The sequence below is a fragment of the uncultured Kriegella sp. genome (genome assembly GCF_963975415.1).
Classification (GTDB): Bacteria; Bacteroidota; Bacteroidia; order Flavobacteriales; family Flavobacteriaceae; genus Kriegella.
Window position 1 is genome coordinate 82,859 of record NZ_CAXBGN010000013.1, and the last position, 20,184, is coordinate 103,042.

Annotated in this window: 16 protein-coding genes; 11 read left to right on the forward strand and 5 right to left on the reverse strand. The window is 41.6% G+C overall.

All coding sequences use genetic code 11. The features are described 5' to 3' along the window. Nucleotides 1-56: 56 nt before the first annotated feature. The 9 genes from AACZ88_RS20795 to ablB all read left to right on the forward strand — a co-directional run bounded on the left by AACZ88_RS20795 (nt 57) and on the right by ablB (nt 9,131). A complete protein-coding gene (locus AACZ88_RS20795; protein ID WP_339714760.1) occupies nt 57-1,316 on the forward strand; it encodes a serine hydrolase domain-containing protein in 1,260 nt (419 codons plus the stop codon). A 77-nt stretch (nt 1,317-1,393) separates the two neighbouring features. Continuing rightward, nucleotides 1,394-1,972 carry an NAD(P)H-dependent oxidoreductase gene (locus AACZ88_RS20800; RefSeq protein ID WP_339714763.1) on the forward strand — a complete coding sequence of 193 codons (579 nt, stop codon included), beginning with the start codon at nt 1,394-1,396 and terminating at the stop codon, nt 1,970-1,972. A 73-nt stretch (nt 1,973-2,045) separates the two neighbouring features. Further along, the gene (locus tag AACZ88_RS20805) at nt 2,046-3,203 is read left to right on the forward strand and encodes a serine hydrolase domain-containing protein (RefSeq protein ID WP_339714766.1); all 1,158 of its coding nucleotides are present in this window, start codon (nt 2,046-2,048) and stop codon (nt 3,201-3,203) included. Further along, entirely contained in the window at nt 3,193-4,074 is an 882-nt protein-coding gene (locus AACZ88_RS20810) for an SDR family oxidoreductase (protein WP_339714768.1), read from the forward strand. The genes AACZ88_RS20805 and AACZ88_RS20810 overlap by 11 nt, the downstream gene beginning before the upstream one ends. Nucleotides 4,075-4,228: 154 nt before the next feature. Next, nucleotides 4,229-4,867 carry a CatB-related O-acetyltransferase gene (locus tag AACZ88_RS20815; RefSeq protein ID WP_339714770.1) on the forward strand — a complete coding sequence of 213 codons (639 nt, stop codon included), beginning with the start codon at nt 4,229-4,231 and terminating at the stop codon, nt 4,865-4,867. A gap of 561 nt (nt 4,868-5,428) precedes the next feature. Next, nucleotides 5,429-6,235, forward strand: coding sequence for a pyrroline-5-carboxylate reductase (gene proC / locus AACZ88_RS20820; protein ID WP_339714772.1), 807 nt, complete (start codon nt 5,429-5,431; stop codon nt 6,233-6,235). Between the two features lies 1 nt (nt 6,236). Next, nucleotides 6,237-7,010: a glutamate 5-kinase gene (gene proB / locus AACZ88_RS20825; RefSeq protein WP_339714774.1), complete on the forward strand. Its 774-nt coding sequence runs from the start codon at nt 6,237-6,239 to the stop codon at nt 7,008-7,010. A 19-nt stretch (nt 7,011-7,029) separates the two neighbouring features. Next, on the forward strand, nt 7,030-8,229 hold the full coding sequence (locus tag AACZ88_RS20830; RefSeq protein ID WP_339714777.1) for a glutamate-5-semialdehyde dehydrogenase: 1,200 nt from the start codon (nt 7,030-7,032) through the stop codon (nt 8,227-8,229). A 44-nt stretch (nt 8,230-8,273) separates the two neighbouring features. After that, on the forward strand, nt 8,274-9,131 hold the full coding sequence (gene ablB / locus AACZ88_RS20835) for a putative beta-lysine N-acetyltransferase (RefSeq protein WP_339714779.1): 858 nt from the start codon (nt 8,274-8,276) through the stop codon (nt 9,129-9,131). Between the two features lie 750 nt (nt 9,132-9,881). On the opposite strand, the gene AACZ88_RS20840 is transcribed toward ablB, so the two are convergent. The 3 genes from AACZ88_RS20840 to AACZ88_RS20850 form a co-directional block, all read right to left on the reverse strand. Further along, nucleotides 9,882-10,253 carry an endonuclease domain-containing protein gene (locus AACZ88_RS20840; protein WP_339714781.1) on the reverse strand — a complete coding sequence of 124 codons (372 nt, stop codon included), beginning with the start codon at nt 10,251-10,253 and terminating at the stop codon, nt 9,882-9,884. Between the two features lie 427 nt (nt 10,254-10,680). Next, complete coding sequence (scpA, locus tag AACZ88_RS20845) at nt 10,681-12,801, reverse strand: methylmalonyl-CoA mutase (RefSeq protein ID WP_339714783.1); 2,121 nt, start codon at nt 12,799-12,801, stop codon at nt 10,681-10,683. Nucleotides 12,802-12,956: 155 nt separating this feature from the next. After that, the gene (locus tag AACZ88_RS20850) at nt 12,957-14,333 is read right to left on the reverse strand and encodes a methylmalonyl-CoA mutase subunit beta (RefSeq protein ID WP_339714785.1); all 1,377 of its coding nucleotides are present in this window, start codon (nt 14,331-14,333) and stop codon (nt 12,957-12,959) included. A 487-nt stretch (nt 14,334-14,820) separates the two neighbouring features. On the opposite strand from AACZ88_RS20850, the gene AACZ88_RS20855 reads away from it, so the two are divergent. After that, nucleotides 14,821-15,531 (forward strand): FkbM family methyltransferase, encoded by a 711-nt coding sequence (locus AACZ88_RS20855; RefSeq protein WP_339714787.1) that lies wholly within the window; start codon nt 14,821-14,823, stop codon nt 15,529-15,531. A 33-nt stretch (nt 15,532-15,564) separates the two neighbouring features. Here AACZ88_RS20855 and AACZ88_RS20860 read toward each other — a convergent pair whose 3' ends face one another. Further along, on the reverse strand, nt 15,565-16,920 hold the full coding sequence (locus AACZ88_RS20860) for an exopolysaccharide biosynthesis polyprenyl glycosylphosphotransferase (protein ID WP_339714789.1): 1,356 nt from the start codon (nt 16,918-16,920) through the stop codon (nt 15,565-15,567). A 534-nt stretch (nt 16,921-17,454) separates the two neighbouring features. Between AACZ88_RS20860 and AACZ88_RS20865 the strand changes: the two genes are divergently transcribed. Then, nucleotides 17,455-18,552 (forward strand): DegT/DnrJ/EryC1/StrS family aminotransferase, encoded by a 1,098-nt coding sequence (locus AACZ88_RS20865; protein ID WP_339714792.1) that lies wholly within the window; start codon nt 17,455-17,457, stop codon nt 18,550-18,552. A 68-nt stretch (nt 18,553-18,620) separates the two neighbouring features. Here the strand turns inward: AACZ88_RS20865 and AACZ88_RS20870 are convergent, their stop codons facing one another. Next, nucleotides 18,621-19,847, reverse strand: coding sequence for a glycosyltransferase family 4 protein (locus tag AACZ88_RS20870; RefSeq protein WP_339714795.1), 1,227 nt, complete (start codon nt 19,845-19,847; stop codon nt 18,621-18,623). Nucleotides 19,848-20,184 lie beyond the last annotated feature (337 nt).

A 20,184-nucleotide genomic window follows, 5' to 3' on the forward strand; every position in this document is an offset into this window, starting at 1 on the left:
CATGCGTAAATCATCTTTGCCAAATAAATAATACAAACTTTAAAAACGATTTAAAAATGACAACTTTATCTAGAATTACCACAGTACTACTGTTGACCCTACTTTTGACTTTGACCTCATGTTCGAGCGACGATGATAACCCGATTGACCCCGAACCAAGGTCTTTGATGACGGCGGCCGATCTAAATAATTATTTTGAAGATATCGTAAAGTCGAACAACGTGCCCGGTTTGGCCATTACGGTAGTGAAAGACAATAGTATCGTATATCAAGATGCTTTTGGCTATGCCAACCTTGAAAATAAAGTGGCGTATACCAACCAAACGGTCAGTTCCATTGCTTCGATAAGCAAGACTTTTGTGGGGGCTGCGGTTGTTAAAGCCATTGAGCAAGGGTATTTTACTATGGAAACCCATATCAATGATATTTTGCCGGTTGCCATAGTAAATCCGAAACGACTTCAAGACAGTATTAAAATAAAACACTTGGTTACCCATACTTCGGGGCTTTTAGATGATCCGACTACGTATATAGCCACTAATTATCATATACTTCCTGGGCAAAATATGGCTACTGAAGGGGCACGACTTTTAATGAACGAGCTCGGTATCGAGCAACGGGAAGCCTACGCTTTGGATGAATATTTAGCGGAGTATTTTCTGGAAGACGGCGATTTGTACGATTCAAATAATTTTGCCGATACGGCTGTAGGAAGCACCTGGGCCTATTCTAATTTAGCCACGGGATTAATGGGGCTTGTCATTGAAGTGGCAACGGGCAAATCATTTGACGATTATGTAAAGGAAAATGTATTACAGCCCTTACAAATGAATAGATCCACGTATGATATTTCAGAAGTGAATCTGGCAAATATGGCAACCCTGTATGTCAATGACCAGACTCCGCTTCCGATGTACGCCAATGATTCCTATCCCGAAGGAAGTATATATACCACGAATGAAGATATGGGTAAATACTTGTTGGATATGGCTAATGGATTAAAAGGAGCGTCTACCGCATTGTTTTCCGAAGCGGGCTATGACTCACTTTTCAATGCGAAACTGGCCGCTGGTAAAGTGCCCCAAGATTTTGCCGAAAATCAAGCCATGTTCTGGTATCTTAAAGACGGTAAGGTTATGCACGGGGGAAATAGCTTTGGAATTTCTACCCACCTCGAAATTGCAGTAGATGGAAACTCGGGTTTTCTTTTTCTATCGAATATGGACGCTTCCTTTAGTGGTAACTATGAAAATTTTGCCAAGGTTAAGGAGAAAGTAGCCAACGGTGTGGCACAGTTTTTAGAATCCAACTACTAGGAATAAAAAGATTTTAAGCAGTATTTTAGTTTCAAAGAGCGACGCACCGACTTTACTACGAACTTATAATGAATACAATGAAAAAAATTCTGATTATTAACGGACATCCTGATAAAGAAAGTTTCAATCACAGCATTTTCGAAGTATATAAGGCCGGTGCCATTACCTCTGGAGCTGAAGTAAAAGCACTGAGAATAGCTGATCTACATTTCGATCCGAACCTGAAGTTTGGGTATCGAAAAAGAATGGAGCTCGAACCTGACTTGCGCGATGCGCAAGAAAAAATAAAATGGGCAGAGCATTTGGTCTGGGTTTATCCGGTTTGGTGGGGCTCGGTTCCAGCATTGATGAAAGGCTTTATCGATAGGGTCTTTCTCCCCGGATTTGCCTTTAAAAAACGTGAAGGTTCTGTCTGGTGGGACAAATACCTTTCGGGAAAAACGGCACGATTGATCTGTACCATGGATCAGCCAACGTGGTATTATAAGTGGGTCTATGGTAATCCGAGCCACAAAGCCATGAAGAAACTGACACTGCAGTTCGTTGGCGTCAAAAAAGTTAAGATTACGGCCATCGGACCCATACGTTTGTCTACCGATAAATTCCGACAAGATTGGCTACATAAAGTCGAAAAACTCGGACGCCGCAACAAATAATAACGTCTTAGTCGAATCAGCACAAAACCATTTATAGAATTACAGTATCATGAACTTTAAAAATGTCATTATTATGCTATTTACCTTATTTAGCGGTAGTTTATCATATGGCCAACAAAAAGAAAGGGCCCAGCACAAAATAGACTCTTTGTTTAAAAACGAGTTACAACGCAAAAATGTTCACAATGCTTTTTTGACCGTATATTCCGATAAACTGAATATCGAATGGCACCATGTTGGCGGAAGCTTTGGTGACGGTACTCCCGTAAGTGTAAAAAATCCGTTTCTTTCAACAAGCATTGCCAAAACTTTTACGGCAACATTGATAATGCAACTGCAGGAAGCGGGTAAGTTGGATGTAGACGACCGATTGGCCGAATACCTTTCTTTTGATATTATAGATCGAATACACGTATATAAGGGCGTCGATTATTCTACTGAAGTACGTATCAAGCAATTGCTACAGCATACCTCGGGCATTCCTGATTATTTTGAGGATGCACCCAAAAACGGCCCTACGTTTATGGAATTGCTGTTCGCTGATACCGATAGAATCTGGACTCCGAAAGAGACCATCAGTTTTGCCAAATCGAAATTATCGCCCCATTTTCCTCCAGGAACGGGCTATCATTATTCCGATACTGAATATGTGTTGCTGGGCCTGTTGATCGAGGAATTGACTGGCAAGCCTTTGCACGAAGTACTTTTTGAAAAAATCATTGAACCCTTGAAGATGGAACATACCTATATGAACCTTCATTCGAAACCTATTGATACGGCTACGACGGGTGCGGTGGCTGAGTTTTATGTTGATGATATTGAAGTTGGCCACTTCAAAAGCTTAAGTGCCGATTGGGCCGGTGGCGGATTGGTGACTACGTCAATAGACCTTTTAAAATTTCATAAAGGGTTAAACGAAGGTGCTTTGCTTTCTAAAAACAGTTTACGACAGATGCAAAAATGGACGAAAGAATCGTTTGGCTTAAAGTATGGCTTTGGTTTGCGCAAATTTGAGTTAAAGAAATTATATCCTTTACTCCACAGGTATACGCTTATCGGACATTCGGGCTCATCGGGGGCGTTTATGTATTACTGTCCCGAAATGGATGTTTATCTCACAGGGACCTTTAATCAAATCGCCTACCAAAAAAAGCATGTGGTATTTATGATTCAAGTACTCTCGCAGCTAAAAAAACTATCAAAAACAAAGGGTAGAAACAATGAAGAATAACGGAACCGTCTTATTGGCGGGCGCAACGGGCTATTTGGGAGGTTTTATTGCCAAAGAATTGATTGCTAGAAGTATTTCGGTCAAATTGATTGTGCGAAATATAGATATGGTAGCCGATTTGGCTTCTGATAGTGTTGAGGTCGTTCAAGGTGAGGTTACCCGACGCGAAACGCTAAACGGACAATTTGATGACGTGGCAACCGTGATTTCTACGGTGGGTATAACGCGGCAAAAAGAGGGGTTGAGTTATATGGATGTCGATTATCAGGCGAATATAAATTTATTGGAGGAAGCCAAAAAGGCAGGGGTCAAGAAGTTTATTTACATCTCGGTAATCAATGGTCCTTTGCACCGAGACCTTAAAATGTTGGAAGCAAAGGAAGCCTTTGTCGATGCATTGAAGTGCTCTGGATTGGATTATACCGTAATACGACCCAATGGATTCTTTTCCGATATGCGCGATTTTTTAAAAATGGCGGAGAAGGGTAGCGTCTATTTATTCGGTAATGGAAGCCAGAAAATTAATCCGATTCACGGTAAAGATCTTGCGGTCGTTTGTGTTGATGCCATTGAAAGTGCAAAAACGGAAATTGCAGCCGGAGGTCCCGATATTTTAACCCATAACGAGGTGGGTCAAATGGCCTTATTGGCCTGTGGTAAGCCCATAAACATTGTTCATCTGCCCCATTGGATTCGAAAATTGACTTTATGGGCGGTGCGTACCTTTACCTCCCCCAAAACCTATGGTCCGATCGAATTCTTTTTGACTTTTATGGCAGCTGATGCCATTGCCCCGCGGTGTGGCGGTCAGCGATTGTCGTTGTTTTTTCAAAAGGAGATGGATGTGATAAAGAAAAGAGGGACGGGGTAATCAAAAATGGTCTTATTACAAGTCTTAGGCGATAGGCGTTTGGGAACGGGAGATATACTTCTAGAAATTTATTTATCTTGAGGCAATTATCTTTTCTCCTTACATAATACCCATGCTATAGTTGGGGAATATTTTTTGACTGAATCTTGTGCAGATGAACATACCTGACAAAAACGAACCGTTTCCCCTAGAAAATTATAACCGGCTTTGCTTTTTAAAGCATATTGTCAAAAACCCGAATATCGAGGTTGGCGATTACACCTATTACGATGATTTTGAGGATGTCGCCAATTTTGAGAGAAATGTCAAGTACCACTTCGATTTTGTCGGAGACAAGCTGGTTATTGGCAAGTTTTGTATGATTGCTTCCGATGTAACTTTTATTATGAACGGCGCAAATCACCTAAGCCGTTCGGTTTCTTCGTACCCATTTGCGATTTTCGGCAAAGATTGGCAGCATGCCATGCGTGGCAAATCATATCCTTCAAAAGGCGATACGATTATTGGTAATGATGTTTGGGTGGGCTATAAGGCTACCATTATACCAGGTATAACAATAGGGGATGGAGCTATTATCGCCAGCCATAGCGTGGTTACGAAAAATGTAGCTCCCTACACCATTGTGGGTGGCAATCCTGCTACATTGATTCGCAAACGCTTTTCGGAAGTCGAGATCAAGCAACTCTTGCTGTTAAAATGGTGGGATTGGCCCATCGAAAAAATTACGGCCCAGGTTGAACAATTGACCGGTGAAGACGTCCTTGGTTTTGTAAAAAGGAACGGGCCAATGTAAGGGATTCTCCCTTGCTAAATACGTTTGCCTGCCAAAAAGGTCTTCTCTAAAACGTTATAGTAGCCCTGCTATCCCAAAATAACAAAATGTTAACATCATTTTCTTGGTTTTGGGTCGTGATATCTTATGTTTTGTCCAAACAAATTTTATGCAATTTTTACGAATTAAGAGAAAAACGAAAACAGAAAAACGCTATAGCAAAAATATGGGGCATCTAACCACAAGAGTCACGTACATAAAACAATGCCTTTTCGGCTTGCCGATACGAACCCTTCATAAATATCGGGAAACCTATTACGGTGAAGTAAAAGATTGTGCAGACTGCGCACTTTTTATCTAATCTATCAACCACAATTTTATCGTGTCCGAGCGATTGTTAAGCCTTAAAAATCTTTTTAAAAGTCGGTTGAATACCTACCCCGCATCAAATGGTTTCAAGATGTTTTTAGGTAGGGGGAAGGGTGGTATGAAAATACCCTTTCGTAAAATCAAGGACGCACGAATTTTCTTAAATATTAATATCGGATGTGGCCAATTACATCTGATTTATAAAGAATCATTATGAAAGTACTTGTTATAGGGGCCGGAAATATGGGGCTTACCTATGCCGAAGGCATGACAAAATCAAAACTGCTAAAAAAAAGGAATATTATGGTGTTGGACACTTCCGCAGAAAAACTGGAAGAACTGCATCAAATTTCCCATTTCGATGCCCATGAGCATTTGGGAGACTGTGTGCCCGAAGCCGATATTATCTTTCTTGCAGTGAAACCATATCACGCCGAAGCACTGCTAAAAAAAATCAGTCCAATGGTCAAACCCCAACAATTGATTATTTCGATTATGGCGGGGGTTACCATCGATTCCATAAAGGGGTGGAGCAATCTTGACAAGGTCGTTAGGGCCATGCCCAATTTGCCGGCAAAAATCGGTAAAGGACTCACTTCGTATGTCGCTTCCCCCGAAGTTTCACGTATCGAACTGCTGACTATTGAAAGTCTGTTGGATACTACAGGAAAATCGATGCTGGTCAGCAGCGAGAAATTTATCGATGCCTCAACGGGTATTTCCGGTAGTGGCCCCGCCTATGTGTTCTATTTTATGCAGAGTATGATGGAAGCTGCATTGCAGATGGGCTTTTCGAAAAACGATTCCAAAGTTTTGGTGGGGCAAACGTTCACTGGGGCGATCGAACTCTTTAACCAAAACGATCTATCGCCGAATTCGTGGATGGAAAGAGTAGCATCAAAGGGAGGTACGACCCGTGCCGCTTTAGACTCCATGGAAGACAACAATGTTAACGAACTGATTAAAGATGCCGCTTTTGCCGCCTTTAATCGTGCAGTAGAACTAGGAAAAGAAAAATAAGATGTATAAAGAGAGAATTGTTATTAAGGTCGGAACAAATGTTATGACCAATAAAGACAATAGAATCGTTAGGCCGGTCTTACGACGGTTGGTAAAGCAGATTGCAGAACTTTATGAACGCGATATCATTACCATATTGGTGTCGTCAGGTTCGGTAATCGCCGGAAAAGAAGTTTTGGGCGATTCACGTATTGAGGACAAGACCCAACGACGACAGGTCTATTCTGCCATAGGACAACCACGTATGATGCGATTGTACTATAATATTTTTCAAGATTACGGTATGAAATGTGCCCAGGTGCTTCCTACAAAACGTGATTTTAGTCCGGGGATGCACCGAAAGAACATGATCAATTGTTGTGAGGGGCTACTTTCAGAAGGTGTTATTCCTATCGCCAATGAAGACGATGCTGTTTCGGTGACGATGTCAATGTTTTCCGATAATGATGAATTGGCAAGTCTTATCGCACAACTGATCAATGCGGATCGATTGATTATTCTAACGGATATTGACGGACTGTATACGGGGCATCCCGATGCGGAAAATAGTAATCTTGTTCAAAATGTAGATCCTAATGAAGACTTGAACAAATATATCAAAGATAGCAACAAAAAAGAAGCGGAAGGTCGTGGTGGAATGGGCTCTAAATTGGATTATGCCCAACAAGCCGCCGCAAAAAGTATTCCCACTTTTATAGCTAACGGAAAGAAAGATAATACCATAATCGACATTATCGATGGTAAAAACGTGGGTACCAAAGTGGCCATGGACTAATAATTAAAAAGTAAAAACAATGCAATTAATAGCAACAGTTATAAAAAACAAGGTGTTGGCCAGTATGGAGCACCTTTTGGATAAAAACCGGGCGTTATTGCTCGAAGCTAATAAGAAAGATTTGGCCCTGTTCACGAAAGATGACCAGGCGATGTACGACAGGTTGATCGTTACCGATAAAAAAATAGATGGAATGATCGAAGCGGTCAAGTCCGTACGGTCACAAGAAGATCCTGTAAATAGGGAGATTTCCCGAAAAGAAATGGAGAATGGACTAAAGGTGATTAATAAAACGGCCCCTTTCGGAACGATAATGATCATTTATGAGTCCCGCCCCGATGTAACGGTAGAAGCGGCAGTACTTGCATTTAAGGCCAACAACAAAATTTTGCTAAAAGGGGGAAAGGAAGCCTTGCATAGCAATACGGTGCTTGTTGATTTTTGGCACCAGGCTTTGGAGGAAAATGGTCTGAATACCGATAGTATTCAATTACTGACCATGAATAGAACGGAGACACAGCAATTTTTAAAAGAACCTACTGAACCGTTAGACCTTATTGTGCCCCGTGGAGGGGAGCGCCTGATCGCTTTTGTCAAAGAACATGCAAAATGTGCCGTTTTGGTAAGTGGCCGCGGTAATAACTTTTTATATGTCGACGAGAATGCCGATTGGGAAAAAAGTCTCAAGGTTATTCTAAATGCGAAAACCGATAAGATTTCGGCCTGTAATGCCTTGGATAAAATATTGGTGAATACCAACGTTTCCGATTATAAGGAAAAATTGATCGGACTTCGGAACATTTTAAAGGATAACGGGGTGTCGATCATGGTCGATACAAAGGCCAAGGAGGTTTTAGAAGATGAAGCACTTATTCCCGAAGCATCGGTTTGGTCGGCAGAATTTCTGGCGTTACGCTGTTGTATCGGGTCGGTAGATACGCTTTCCGATGCGGTGCAAAAGATAAATGACCATTCCGGTGGCCATTCTGCCACGATTATGACGACCGATGCCCAAACTGCCGAACGCTTTATGGAGCAGGTCGATTGTGCGGCCGTATACCAAAATGCCTCGACCCGGTTTACCGATGGTGGTCAGATGGGGGTCGGGGCCGAGCTGGCTATCAGTACCGATAAGTTGCACCATCGCGGTCCTTTGGGACTCAATGAATTGGTCACTAATAAATATTATATTTATGGTGACGGCCAAGTGCGCGATTGACACAGGTTTCACCGAATTATAAATCGATTAATTCTTAGTTAGTAATGTTTGATACCATAGAACGGATAGAAGGAGGCCTGGTTCATCATGGCAATGGAAATAAAAGGGTGTATTTGCAGGAAGCGAATCACGGCAATTGGAATTTGTTGATTTCCAGCATAAGAAACCTTGCCCAACAACAGAAATATGATAAAATCGTAAGTAGGGTTCCTGAAGGGGGCATTGCTTCGTTTCAATCGGAGGGCTATCAGGTCGAAGCCAAGATTCCAGGTTTGTACAATGGGGTGACTACAGGATATTTTGTAGCCGATTTTTTGAATAAAGAACGCTCCAACTGCGCTGAACAGAAGCTAAAGATGATTCAATCGGTCAAAACTATTGCCTTGGCGGCTGCAAATTCTTCCCGTGATTCGTATATGGCCATGCCACATACATTGGAAATCCATAAACTGGGAGGTGAAGAACTTAACAAATTGACAGCCTTGGCACAGTTGAATGAAAGAGCCTTTCGGTCGTATCCTTTTCCCATTCATGACAGGTCATTTCTTATCGAACTATTGCAGCAAGGGTATGAGTTTTATGGTTTGTTCGAAGAAGGACAATTGATTGTAGCGAGTATATTGAGACCCAATGAAGCGGAATCGAATATGGAAGTTGTTGATTTTATTACCAATTCCAATTATCGAGGGCAGAACCTATCTTATTATTTGGTACAGGAAATCAAGAAAAAAAGTGCTGAAAGAGGTCTTAAAACGATTTACACTTCGGTACGCGCCACCTCCTACGGACTCAACATTACCTTTAGCAAACATGGTTTTTCGTATGGGGGCACGTTGTTGAACAATACCTTGATCGGTGATACGATGGAAAGTATGAACGTTTGGTATTTAAGTCTTAATTAATGCCACTAAAGTCAAATTCAAGCAGCTCCCCTCTTTTTTAAAAGAGGGGAATGAATTCCGGTTGCGCCGGGTTTTGGGGCAAACGGAAGAAAGGGGAGTTCTGTTTTACACCCACTTTGTAAGTTTTAATTGGGGAAACTAACCCTCCGTCTTCGCTTTCAGCGAATCCACCTCCCTTTGAAAAAGGGAGGAGCTGTTACCTTTTTTAATTTATTTACCACATTTGAATTTAAGAGCTCCCCTCTTTTCTTAAAAGAGGGGAATGAATTCCTGTTGCGCCGGGTTTGCGGTGCACTAGGAAGAAAGGGGAGTTCTGTTTTACACATCCACTTTATAAGTTCAATTGTAGAAGCTAACCCTCCGTCCCGCTACGCAGGACACCTCCCTTTTTTAATTTATTTATCACCTTTGAATTTAAGAGCTCCCCTCTTTCCTTAAAAGAGGGGAATGAATTCCGGTTGCGCCGGGTTTTGGGGCAAACGGAAGAAAGGGGAGTTCTGTTTTACACCCACTTTGTAAGTTTTAATTGGGGAAACTAACCCTCCGTCTTCGCTTTCAGCGAATCCACCTCCCTATGAAAAAGGGAGGAGCTGTTACCTTGTTTAATTTATTTACCACATTTGAACTTAGCAGCTCCCCTCTTTTTTAAAAGAGGGGAATGAATTCCGGTTCAGCCAAAGTTTTGGCTGAAGTGGAAGAAAGGGGAGTTCTGAACACCTTTCAAAATGTTCGAAACAGGGACGAGAACCCTCAACCATTTTCCCTAAAATTACTCTTGATTTCTTCTAAAACAGAATCCAGAAAATCAAATACCATCTTATTCTCAAATCTAAGAACCTTATAACCCAAGTCGTTTAAATAGGTGGTTCTTTTTTGGTCATATTCCGCTGCTGTCGGATTGTTATGGACTTCCCCGTCCAATTCAATAATCAATTTCTGTGAAGCACAATAAAAATCCACGATATAATAGCCGATGCTATGTTGTTTGGTAAAACGTTTTCCGCCAAGCTGTCTTGCTTTTAAATACCTCCATAAAAATGCCTCTGCCGGGGTCATATTTTTTCTTAGTTTCCGTCTTCGCCCTTGAAGTTCTTTTTTCGAATGTATTTTCTTTGGTTTCATTGCTTCAATTTACGTGCTTCCCTCCTTTTTTAAAAGCGGGGAATGAATTCCTGTTCAGCCAAAGTTTTGGCTGAAGTGGAAGAAAGGGGAGTTTGGTTAACACAATTTATTAATTTTAAGAGTAAGAGCAAACCCTCCGTCCCGCTACGCAGGACACCTCCCTTTTTTAATTTATTTATCACATTTGAATTTAAGAGCTCCCCTCTTTTTTAAAAGAGGGGAATGAATTCCGGTTGCGCCGGGTTTACGGTGCAATTGGAAGAAAGGAGAGTTTTGTTTTACACACACTTTATAAGTTCAATTGTAGAAGCTAACCCTCCGTCCCGCTACGCAGGACACCTCCTTTTTTTAATTTATTAATCACCTTTGAATTTAAGAGCTCCCCTCTTTTCTTAAAAGAGGGGAATGAAGTGGAAGAAAGGGGAGTTTAATCTAAAAGCAATTCCAGCACCTGAATAGCGGCTTCGGGAATTTTTGTACCGGGCCCAAAAATAGCGGTGGTACCCCTATCAAATAAAAATTGATAATCCTGCTTAGGGATGACACCGCCGACGATGACCATGATATCTTCCCGACCATATTCTTTAAGGCGGTCGATGACCTGGGGTACTAAGGTTTTGTGCCCTCCTGCTAATGAAGAGATTCCTAAAATATGTACATCGTTTTCTATGGCTTGTTTTGCAGCTTCCTCGGGAGTTTGAAAAAGCGGACCGATATCTACATCAAAACCGAGGTCGGCATAACTGGTGGCCACCACTTTGGCACCCCGATCATGGCCATCTTGTCCCATTTTGGCAATCAAGATTCTCGGTCGACGGCCCTCTTCCTTTGCGAAACTATCCGCTAATTCCCGGGCCTTTAAAAAATGCTCATCTTTCTTTATTTCTTTGGAATACACACCCGATATTGTTTGTGTTTTTGCCACATGGCGCCCAAAAGCATCTTCAAGTGCAGCACTAATTTCTCCCAGGGTTGCACGTGACCGTGCGGCTTCTACGGTTAAAGCTAATAAATTATTGCCATTCTTAAGACGTTCCATACCTTTTTCAGGGGGCGCTGATGTCATCCTTTTTTTGGCCGCTGCGGTCAGTCTGTTCAAAGCAGTTTTTACAGTGGTGTCATTTCGTTTCTTTTTAAGGAGCGATAAACGTTTTAGCTGTTGGTCACGGACGGCTTTGTTGTCCACCTCCAAGATTTGTAATGGGTCTTCGGTCTCCAGTTGGTATTTATTCATACCAATGATAATGTCTTGATCGTTATCGATGTTGGCCTGTTTTTTTGCCGCAGCTTCCTCGATACGCATTTTCGGGATTCCCGCTTCTATCGCTTTGGTCATTCCGCCCAGTTCTTCGACTTCCTGAATTAGTACCCAAGCTTTATGTATGAGTTCATCGGTCAATTTTTCCACATAATGGCTGCCGGCCCAAGGGTCTACCGTTTTTGTGATTTTGGTCTCTTCCCGTAGAAATAGTTGTGTGTTACGCGCAATTCGAGCCGAAAAATCGGTGGGTAATGCAATGGCTTCGTCCAAGGCATTGGTGTGTAGGCTTTGTGTACCTCCAAAAATGGCAGCGGCAGCTTCAATGGTCGTACGGGCCACATTATTAAAGGGGTCTTGTTCGGTAAGGCTCCAGCCACTGGTCTGACAGTGGGTACGGAGGGCCATAGATTTCGCATCTTTCGGATGGAACTGTTTGACCATTTTCGCCCAAAGGACCCGGCCGGCACGCATTTTGGCAATTTCCATAAAGTGGTGCATGCCAATACCCCAAAAAAAAGAAAGTCGTGGGGCCAGGGTGTCGATATCGATGCCGGCATTTAGACCTGTACGTAAGTATTCCAATCCGTCGGCAAGGGTGTAGGCCAATTCAATTTCGGCAGTGGCGCCCGCTTCGTGCATGTGGTAGCCCGAAATACTGATGCTATTGAATTTGGGCATATGAACGCTGCAATATTCGAAAATAGCACTAACAATGTGCATCGAAGGTGCTGGTGGATAAATATAGGTGTTGCGCACCATAAACTCTTTGAGGATATCATTCTGAATGGTTCCCGTTAACAATTCGGGTGGCACACCTTGCTCTTCGGCGGCCACGATATAAAAAGCCATGATGGGTAGCACCGCTCCATTCATGGTCATGGAAACGGACATTTTATCCAGGGGAATTTTATCGAACAAGATTTTCATGTCCTCGACCGAATCGATAGCTACTCCTGCTTTGCCTACATCTCCCGCTACACGCTCATGGTCACTATCGTACCCGCGATGTGTCGGTAAATCAAACGCTATGGAAAGTCCCTTTTGCCCTGCGGCCAAGTTTCTTCTATAAAAAGCATTACTCTCTTCGGCTGTTGAGAATCCGGCATATTGGCGAATGGTCCACGGTTGTTGTACATACATGGTGGCATAAGGTCCTCGTAAAAAAGGTGGGATGCCCGCGGCAAAATCAAGGTGCTCGAATTCGGGCGTCTGTGTAGCGCCTGGCGAAGTCTTTTCCTGCGAACCTTTTCCGCTCAATGTTAGCTCTTGTATGTTCTTCCGCTTCATTATTCTTATTCCAATTTCTTCTTTTGTGCTTTCCAACCGCGAATTCCTATCGCGAACCCCGTTTCTTACACTTCGTATATGGTCCTAATTACGCACTGCCCACTGCCCACTGTTCATTGTTCACTGCTCACTGCTCACTGTCCACTGCTCACTGTTCATTGTTCACCCTTCAACCTTTCCTGCTCCATAACCTCCGCCAAACGTTTTGGAATAATAGGAACGATTAAGGTTTTTCGAGGTTTTGTCTTTACAAACGGATACAATTCCAACGTATGTTTTACCGTTTCCGAAGGTTTTTGAAAGGCATTGGTACCGACCAATATTTCATTACGGGTATCGAACAATTGTTGTTCTTTTTGTGCACTTTCATTTATTTTTCGCTGAATAATGCCGTTTTTCAGCTGTTCTAAAAACCCACCACTTGCCTCAATCGATTTAAATAGTTCCAAGGCTTTTTGAGCCAGCTGATGGGTAAGGGTCTCGATGTAATAGGCACCTTCGGCAGCCTGGGCTATCTGGTCAAAGTGGCTTTCGTGTTTCAAGAGCAACAACTGGTTACGGGCCGATCGTTCTCCAAATACGTTGGTTTTATGGTAAATCGCATCATAAGGGGTATTGCAAACCGTATTAGCACCTCCAATAATGGCTGACATACATTCGGTGGTCGTTCGAAGCATGTTCGTGTTCGTGGCATATAAGGTTTTGTTCCGACGACTGGGTACGGCCATGATGTGGCAATCGGTAGCAATTCCATAGCGCTCTGCCAAGGTACGCCACAAAAGACGCAAGGCTCGAATTTTGGCAATTTCGAAAAAGTAATTACTGCCCACCGCGATGTTAAAAGTAAGTTTCTGGAATAGGTCAGGGCCATAATCGACCAAGTATTCGTGGGCATGGGCGAGGGCATAGGCCAGCTGCTGCACCATGGGCGCACCGGCATTTTGATACAACGAACCATCTACCGATAGCACCGAGGTGTTCTTATGTGCTTTAAAAAGCTTTAAAATTTCAGTTACCGTGGTATGGTCAGTAGCTTGGTTGGCATACCAATTTCCTGATCGCGCCAAATGTCCGATCGGATCGATATGTAAAACAAGGGGTGTTGTAATAGCGGTTGCCTTTAAAAGCCGTGTTGTGTACGATTTTGATAAAAATTGGCACTTAAAATGAAGTGTGGTTGCCGACAAATCAATGCCGTCGATAAGGGTATGGATCGCAATATTTTCGGAAGGAATGGTACATACCAAACTTTCCGCCCCCCCAAGTATGGCTTTTAACGCTTTGGTATTTGCCCTTTTGGCATCCGCTACAAATAGTTCTTGCCCGATGGCCCACGTTTCCGGTGCGTTTGGTTGTGCCAAACGATGTTGCTGAAGGTCATCGGCATGATAAAAGGGTTTGATAGATATACCCTCCAACGTCTCGTAGACCATATTTTTGTTATAATCCGCTCCTTTTAGGGCATACTGAATTTGCTGTTTCCAAGCTTTTGCCGAAACCGGTGGAAAATCATCAAACAGGCTTTCTTTCATAGAAACATAAAAATAGTTGTGTTAAGTTAAGCTAAAATACACGATTGCCCTATAGGTCATTTCAGTATTAACGAAACACTTTAGCATTTGTGAAAAGTACAATTTTCAACGTGAACCGAAAAGATTTCCAAAGAACTTAAGTGAGGGGTTCGGGTAGTAAAATAAGCTTTTTAAATACGATATCGTAAAGCAAGAGGCCAAGTTAAAATTTCGATTTAGCCGGTTGTTATAGAGGTTTTTAAGATGGTCTGAACACTAGATTCTTAGGCTATGGTATTTTCGGTTGCTTGGTTTCGTAATTACGGGTTAACCAATAAATAGCTTATCTTTAAGTAGCAGAAGTTCATAATAACAACATGATGTAGTAGCCAATCCCCTGTATTTCGCTAGCAATCGGCAGCGTTATGGACTTTTTTATAGTACTGTTGTGTTCGACCAAACACTTGATACCTCCGAAAAATTAATTGATTGTTAAAAGAATCGAGGTATGTTAGAACTAGTAAAGAAAGTAGTACGGGACGTACGTAAATCACTTAAAACAGGGCATTTTAAAAAAGATTTGATTTGTGAACATCTTTGGCTGGGAACCCGTTATGGGGGTTTTTATGTCTGGCCTGGAGGGTTAAATGAAAACTCGATTGTCTACTCTTTCGGAATCGGGGAAGACGTATCTTTTGATAACGAGATTAACAAAAGATATGGTTGTCATGTATATGGTTTTGACCCTACACCCAAATCTATACGATGGGTAAAAGGCCAAAAGCTTTTTGAGAAATTCCACTTCCATGAATTTGGATTAAGTACAAAAAGTGGATTCGCTAATTTTTTCTTGCCCAAAAACCCCGAACACGTATCGGGAAGTTTATTTGTACACAACAATACGAGTGCCTTGGAAAAAGTGCGGGTAGCCATGAAGTCATTGGAAGATATTGTATCTGAAAAACAACATAGCCATATTGATGTACTAAAAATAGATATTGAAGGTGCCGAGTATGGGGTGGTTGAAAGTATTTTGGACAGCGGTATCTCCATCACCCAAATTTTGATCGAATTTCATGATCGGATGATCCTGGACGGGGTGTCTAAATCAAAGCATTTGGTGAAAAAATTAAAGGAAAAAGGCTATGGCATATTTGCCGTTTCGGAAACTTATGAAGAAGTATCTTTTCTTAAAAAAGAAAGTTTATTGCATTCTTAGGGAATATCAAGTTTTAGACGATGGATATTGAAACTAGTAGGCCTTTTCTTCTCCGCGTATCGCATTGGCAACCGTTTTCGTGATAATGCGTAAATCAAGCGCCATAGTCCATTTTTCGACATAAAAAATATCGAGCCGTACCCGGTTCAGAATATCGGCTTTTTTCAATATCTCTCCTCGATACCCCCGTACTTGCGCCAAACCTGTTATGCCAGGTTTTACAAAGTGGCGTACCAAATATTTGTCGACCGAAGTTTCATAATCTGTGGTATGTACTTCCATATGGGGGCGTGGCCCTACGACGCTCATATCACCTAAAAACACATTAAAGAATTGGGGCAGTTCGTCGATACTTGTTTTACGTAAAAATTTTCCGATTCGAGTAAGGCGCATATCGTCTTTTGTCGCCATTTTCACGTTTGCATCGGTATTGGCCGTCATCGATCGAAATTTATAGCACCAAAAGGGCCGACGTTTAAACCCATGCCGTCTTTGTTTAAAAAACAAGTTGCCAGGGGATTCCCATTTAATTAAAATATACAGTATTGGGGTAAGCCAAGAAAGCACACCAATGATGACGACCGAAGAAAAGGCAATGTCAAAAACACGTTTTAAGATACGGGCGAATTCGGTGTCTAAAGGTACTTTACGTAGGTTGAGTACCGGTACATTGCTATACGATTCTATCGACATGGCCCGGGAATAGATTTCCTTGTTGTCGAGAATTATTTTGATTTTGATCAAATTGTTGTCTGCAAAATCGATAAGATTTTTTAATTGTTTGTGGCTAAATTTTGAGGCGACGCAATAAATCTCGTCGATTTCGTTTTGCAGAATATAGCCGAAGCAATCGATGATCTTGCCCAAATAGTGGGAGCTTTTGGAATATTCGTCGTCAAAAAAACCGTTGTACCGATAGCCCATTTCGGGGTCGTCAAACTCCTTGCGAATTTTTTTAAGGTTGGCATCCTTGCCAATGACTACCAAGCTTAGTGCATTACCCCCTTTGCGGCGGTACTTTCGCAGTAGCGAAAAGAAGAGAATACGATATATGATAAGCACCGTAAAGAGCAGGGCGAGTACGTATAGTTGGTAATTTACCGTGCCAAAGTACATTCCTGTAAGACTAAATAGCGCAAAATAGGCCAGGCCATAGGTCGTCAATGACTGGAGCATGTTGGGCCATTTTTCCTTAAAACCTTCTTTCCGATCATTGGGGTAATAGTCAAAACAATAGGTGATAACCAACCAGGTGATATTGTAATAGACAATATTAGATAGGTCTAAATAGGTGTGGGGTGTAAGCAAATAAAGCACACCATTGATTAGCACCAAGTGAATACCTATAGAAATAGGAATAATAAGGTCGGATTTCTTATACTTTTTCATGGGACAAGTTTAAAATTTCCGATAATAGTCTTTAACATAACCAACAATTCTAGCACAAAAAAAATACGATTGATTACTTATGTTTTTTTAGTATTGGGGAGCTACTAATAGGTTAATCAAATAAGGGGTATGTAAATAGTGCTTTGGGGGAGTCCACACCATTTTTACAAGCGGTAAATGTATGACATAGACCTAAAAATGACAAGTACCATATTATTTTATTATAATAAATGTAAAAAATGAAGCAAAAAAATTAATTATTCGCAACTTTTTTTGTTTTTAAGCTCTTTTTTATGAATTTGGGGTAAAATTACCTTTTCTAATAGGAGACGATGAGAAGAGACCTGATCAGGCGTATCATAGCTGCTGTTTCCGAGCTTCGAAGTAAATTGCTAAGCGGTACCTTCTCATAGGTGATAACGATAGTACGGCATTAAAAATAGTGTTGTAAGTCACATTTAGGTGCTTCAAAAATCCAGAAAAATAAATCACTATCTTGCTTAAACACTATAGACTACACACCACTAACCGTAAATGAACGAAAAAAATACAAACGTTTCTAAAACGTATTTGCCGGACAGGCAGCGCTATTTATCTTATGTAAACCAGATTTTTGACTCCGGATGGATAACCAACAATGGTCGGCTGCACCAAGAGCTTGAAACAAAATTGGCCCAATATTTAGGGGTCGAGCATCTCGTACTGACCTCTAATGCAACTATAGCTTTGCAAATTGCTTATGAGTTGCTTGATGTTAAAAAAGAGGCGATTACAACGCCCTTTTCCTTTGTGGCCACTACAAGTTCCTTACTTTGGAAAGGTATTTCTCCCGTTTTTGCCGACATTGAAAGAACGACATTAAATATTGACCCTGAGCAAATCAACCGTAATGTTAATTCAAATACTGATGCGATTGTTCCGGTGCATACCTATGGCAATGCCTGCGATATCGAGGCGATAGCGTTCTTATCCCAAAAACACGGTATTCCTGTTATTTATGATGCTTCGCACTGTTTTGGTATCACCTATAAAGGAGCGAGTATTTTAAAACAGGGTGCTATTTCCGTTATCAGTTTTCATGCGACCAAAATATTTAATACGGTAGAGGGAGGTGCTTTGATCATGAACTCCAAGGCAATGTACGAAAGGGCCAAAATGCTGGTAGACAATGGTATTAAAGATAAGGAAACCATTCCAGTGCTTGGTGCCAATGCGAAAATGAGCGAGTTTCATGCCGCAATGGGCCTTTGCATATTGGAAGAAATCGATGCAATTGTGCCGCCTCGAAAAAAGGTCCATGATTTTTATATAAACCGATTACAGCAATTGCCCGGAATTACCTTTCCGACGCTACATGCCGATTGCAATCGCAATTACAGTTATTTTCCGATGCTATTACCCAGTGAGGTCGTTCTAAAGAATGTAGAAGAAGCTATGAATAGAAGTAATATTTACCCGAGAAGGTACTTCTACCCTGCATTGAACACACTACCCTTCGTAAAGCAACAACAGCGTTTGCCTGTAGTTGAGGATTTGGCTACTAGAATCTTATGCCTGCCCTTGTATGGAGGTCTTTCGCGAGCAAAACAAGAGGAGATAATAACGATTATTGAGCGCTATGTAACAAAATAAACTGCCAATGATTTTAGTTTTAACTACAAAAGGGCACAAATCATAATTGATTAAACAGACGCCAAACCCTAATAGAATTTTTTAGTAATCGCGTCGATTTTTTTATCCCACGAATAGTTCATGGCATTTTTATAGGCGTTGTTACCGAGTTTTAAGCGAAGTTCCGTATTTGCCATTTTTTCAATAGCTCTGGCCATGTCATTAATGGACTGTTCCTTGGTCACAGGGTTTATTTTAATCCCACAATCATCGGGCACAACATAGGCCGCTCCGCTACTATTGAAGACGATTACCGGTACACCAAATGCCATCGCTTCGATTATTTGACTTCCCGTGGTATCCCTGAGCGAACAAAATAGCAATACATCGGCCGCTATGTAGTATTCTTTTAGTTGGTCAAAAGGTATGGTGCCTACCCTGTTGATATATGCTGGGTCTAAACCAAATGCTTTTACCCATTGGTCTATTTTCTGTTCCTGTTCCCCGTCGCCCACAATGGTGAGTTCGTACCGTACTTTTGTATGTACCTGGGATAAGGCCTCAAGACTGAGTTTTAAACCCTTTCTGGGAATCAATGTTCCCAACCATAAGATTTTTAGAACACCATCTTTTGATTTATTGGGTTTTATGTTGTCTTCGTATTCCCTAGGCAAGGCGATGTCAGTGGCCATATGGGTTTTTTGTAAAAACATCGGATAGTAATTGCCCAGTAAGACCTTGGTTTCTTGGTTAGCCGTTAAAATAGTAGTCGCTTGTTTTAACGTTTTTTGTAGACTGCTACTATACCGCATCAGTATATCGGAAACCTTTTTTCTAACCCTTTCCCAAATCCATTTTTTTTCAAAATATTCCTTGAAAATAGGCATGGCCATTTGGCCCCCGCCTACTGGACCAAAAATAAGCTTACAATCTTGCACTTTATAAAGGCAGCTCCCTTGTTGCATACTGCCATAGGTAACATGATGTGCCACTTCGAATAGGTGCTTTTTATGCATACGTTGCACCACTTTGGCGGCCATCCATCGCCAAATCAAATAATGCAAATAAATTCGTTTTGATCTAGGGTTAAGTAATAGTCGATTTAGACCGAAAGGCAACGCAACATAGTTAAAATGCAGGTTTTCAATATCTAAATTAGAACCTAGGGCTTCGATATTGTGTTGCCCCATGGTACTGGTCACACACCATACCTCATACCCCTTTTGGGCTAGCCCGGTTGCCCAATTCCAGCCCAGGTTTTCCTCTGATCCCATATGTGGGGAACAGGCGTAAGCAGCTAGTACTACTTTTTTCATCAGGTTACGATAACGGGAATTTTTCCCACAGAAGTTTGCTAAAAATACTGTTTATTTTCGATGTGCAAGCCTCCCCAGAAAGTTTGGCGCTGCTTTCGATCGGATAGTCAAAGTGATGATATAGGTGAAGTGTTTGAAATATAGTGCGCCCTAATGTGCATAGAGTTCCAGAAGCGAACATTGCCAAGCAATTTCCTTATCCATCTTGATATTTTGTTTCATTTTTGATTAGTGAAAAATGAAAGGCCGATCAGTTTGAAAATGGCTTAGGAAATAAAATCTTAAGAATGCCTTTGGTATGTACAGATGCCCAAAAAGATACTTTGCTGTATTTTTT

Bases quoted from the DNA above. Each gene is read 5' to 3' on its own strand.
- AACZ88_RS20810 (WP_339714768.1), top strand. From the start codon at position 3,193: ATGAAGAATAACGGAACCGTCTTATTGGCGGGCGCAACGGGCTATTTG.
- proB (WP_339714774.1), top strand. From the start codon at position 6,237: ATGTATAAAGAGAGAATTGTTATTAAGGTCGGAACAAATGTTATGACC.
- proC (WP_339714772.1), top strand. From the start codon at position 5,429: ATGAAAGTACTTGTTATAGGGGCCGGAAATATGGGGCTTACCTATGCC.
- AACZ88_RS20800 (WP_339714763.1), top strand. From the start codon at position 1,394: ATGAAAAAAATTCTGATTATTAACGGACATCCTGATAAAGAAAGTTTC.
- AACZ88_RS20805 (WP_339714766.1), top strand. From the start codon at position 2,046: ATGCTATTTACCTTATTTAGCGGTAGTTTATCATATGGCCAACAAAAA.
- AACZ88_RS20870 (WP_339714795.1), bottom strand. From the start codon at position 19,847: ATGAAAAAAGTAGTACTAGCTGCTTACGCCTGTTCCCCACATATGGGA.
- AACZ88_RS20830 (WP_339714777.1), top strand. From the start codon at position 7,030: ATGCAATTAATAGCAACAGTTATAAAAAACAAGGTGTTGGCCAGTATG.
- AACZ88_RS20815 (WP_339714770.1), top strand. From the start codon at position 4,229: ATGAACATACCTGACAAAAACGAACCGTTTCCCCTAGAAAATTATAAC.
- AACZ88_RS20855 (WP_339714787.1), top strand. From the start codon at position 14,821: ATGTTAGAACTAGTAAAGAAAGTAGTACGGGACGTACGTAAATCACTT.
- ablB (WP_339714779.1), top strand. From the start codon at position 8,274: ATGTTTGATACCATAGAACGGATAGAAGGAGGCCTGGTTCATCATGGC.
- AACZ88_RS20795 (WP_339714760.1), top strand. From the start codon at position 57: ATGACAACTTTATCTAGAATTACCACAGTACTACTGTTGACCCTACTT.
- AACZ88_RS20850 (WP_339714785.1), bottom strand. From the start codon at position 14,333: ATGAAAGAAAGCCTGTTTGATGATTTTCCACCGGTTTCGGCAAAAGCT.
- AACZ88_RS20865 (WP_339714792.1), top strand. From the start codon at position 17,455: ATGAACGAAAAAAATACAAACGTTTCTAAAACGTATTTGCCGGACAGG.
- AACZ88_RS20840 (WP_339714781.1), bottom strand. From the start codon at position 10,253: ATGAAACCAAAGAAAATACATTCGAAAAAAGAACTTCAAGGGCGAAGA.
- scpA (WP_339714783.1), bottom strand. From the start codon at position 12,801: ATGAAGCGGAAGAACATACAAGAGCTAACATTGAGCGGAAAAGGTTCG.
- AACZ88_RS20860 (WP_339714789.1), bottom strand. From the start codon at position 16,920: ATGAAAAAGTATAAGAAATCCGACCTTATTATTCCTATTTCTATAGGT.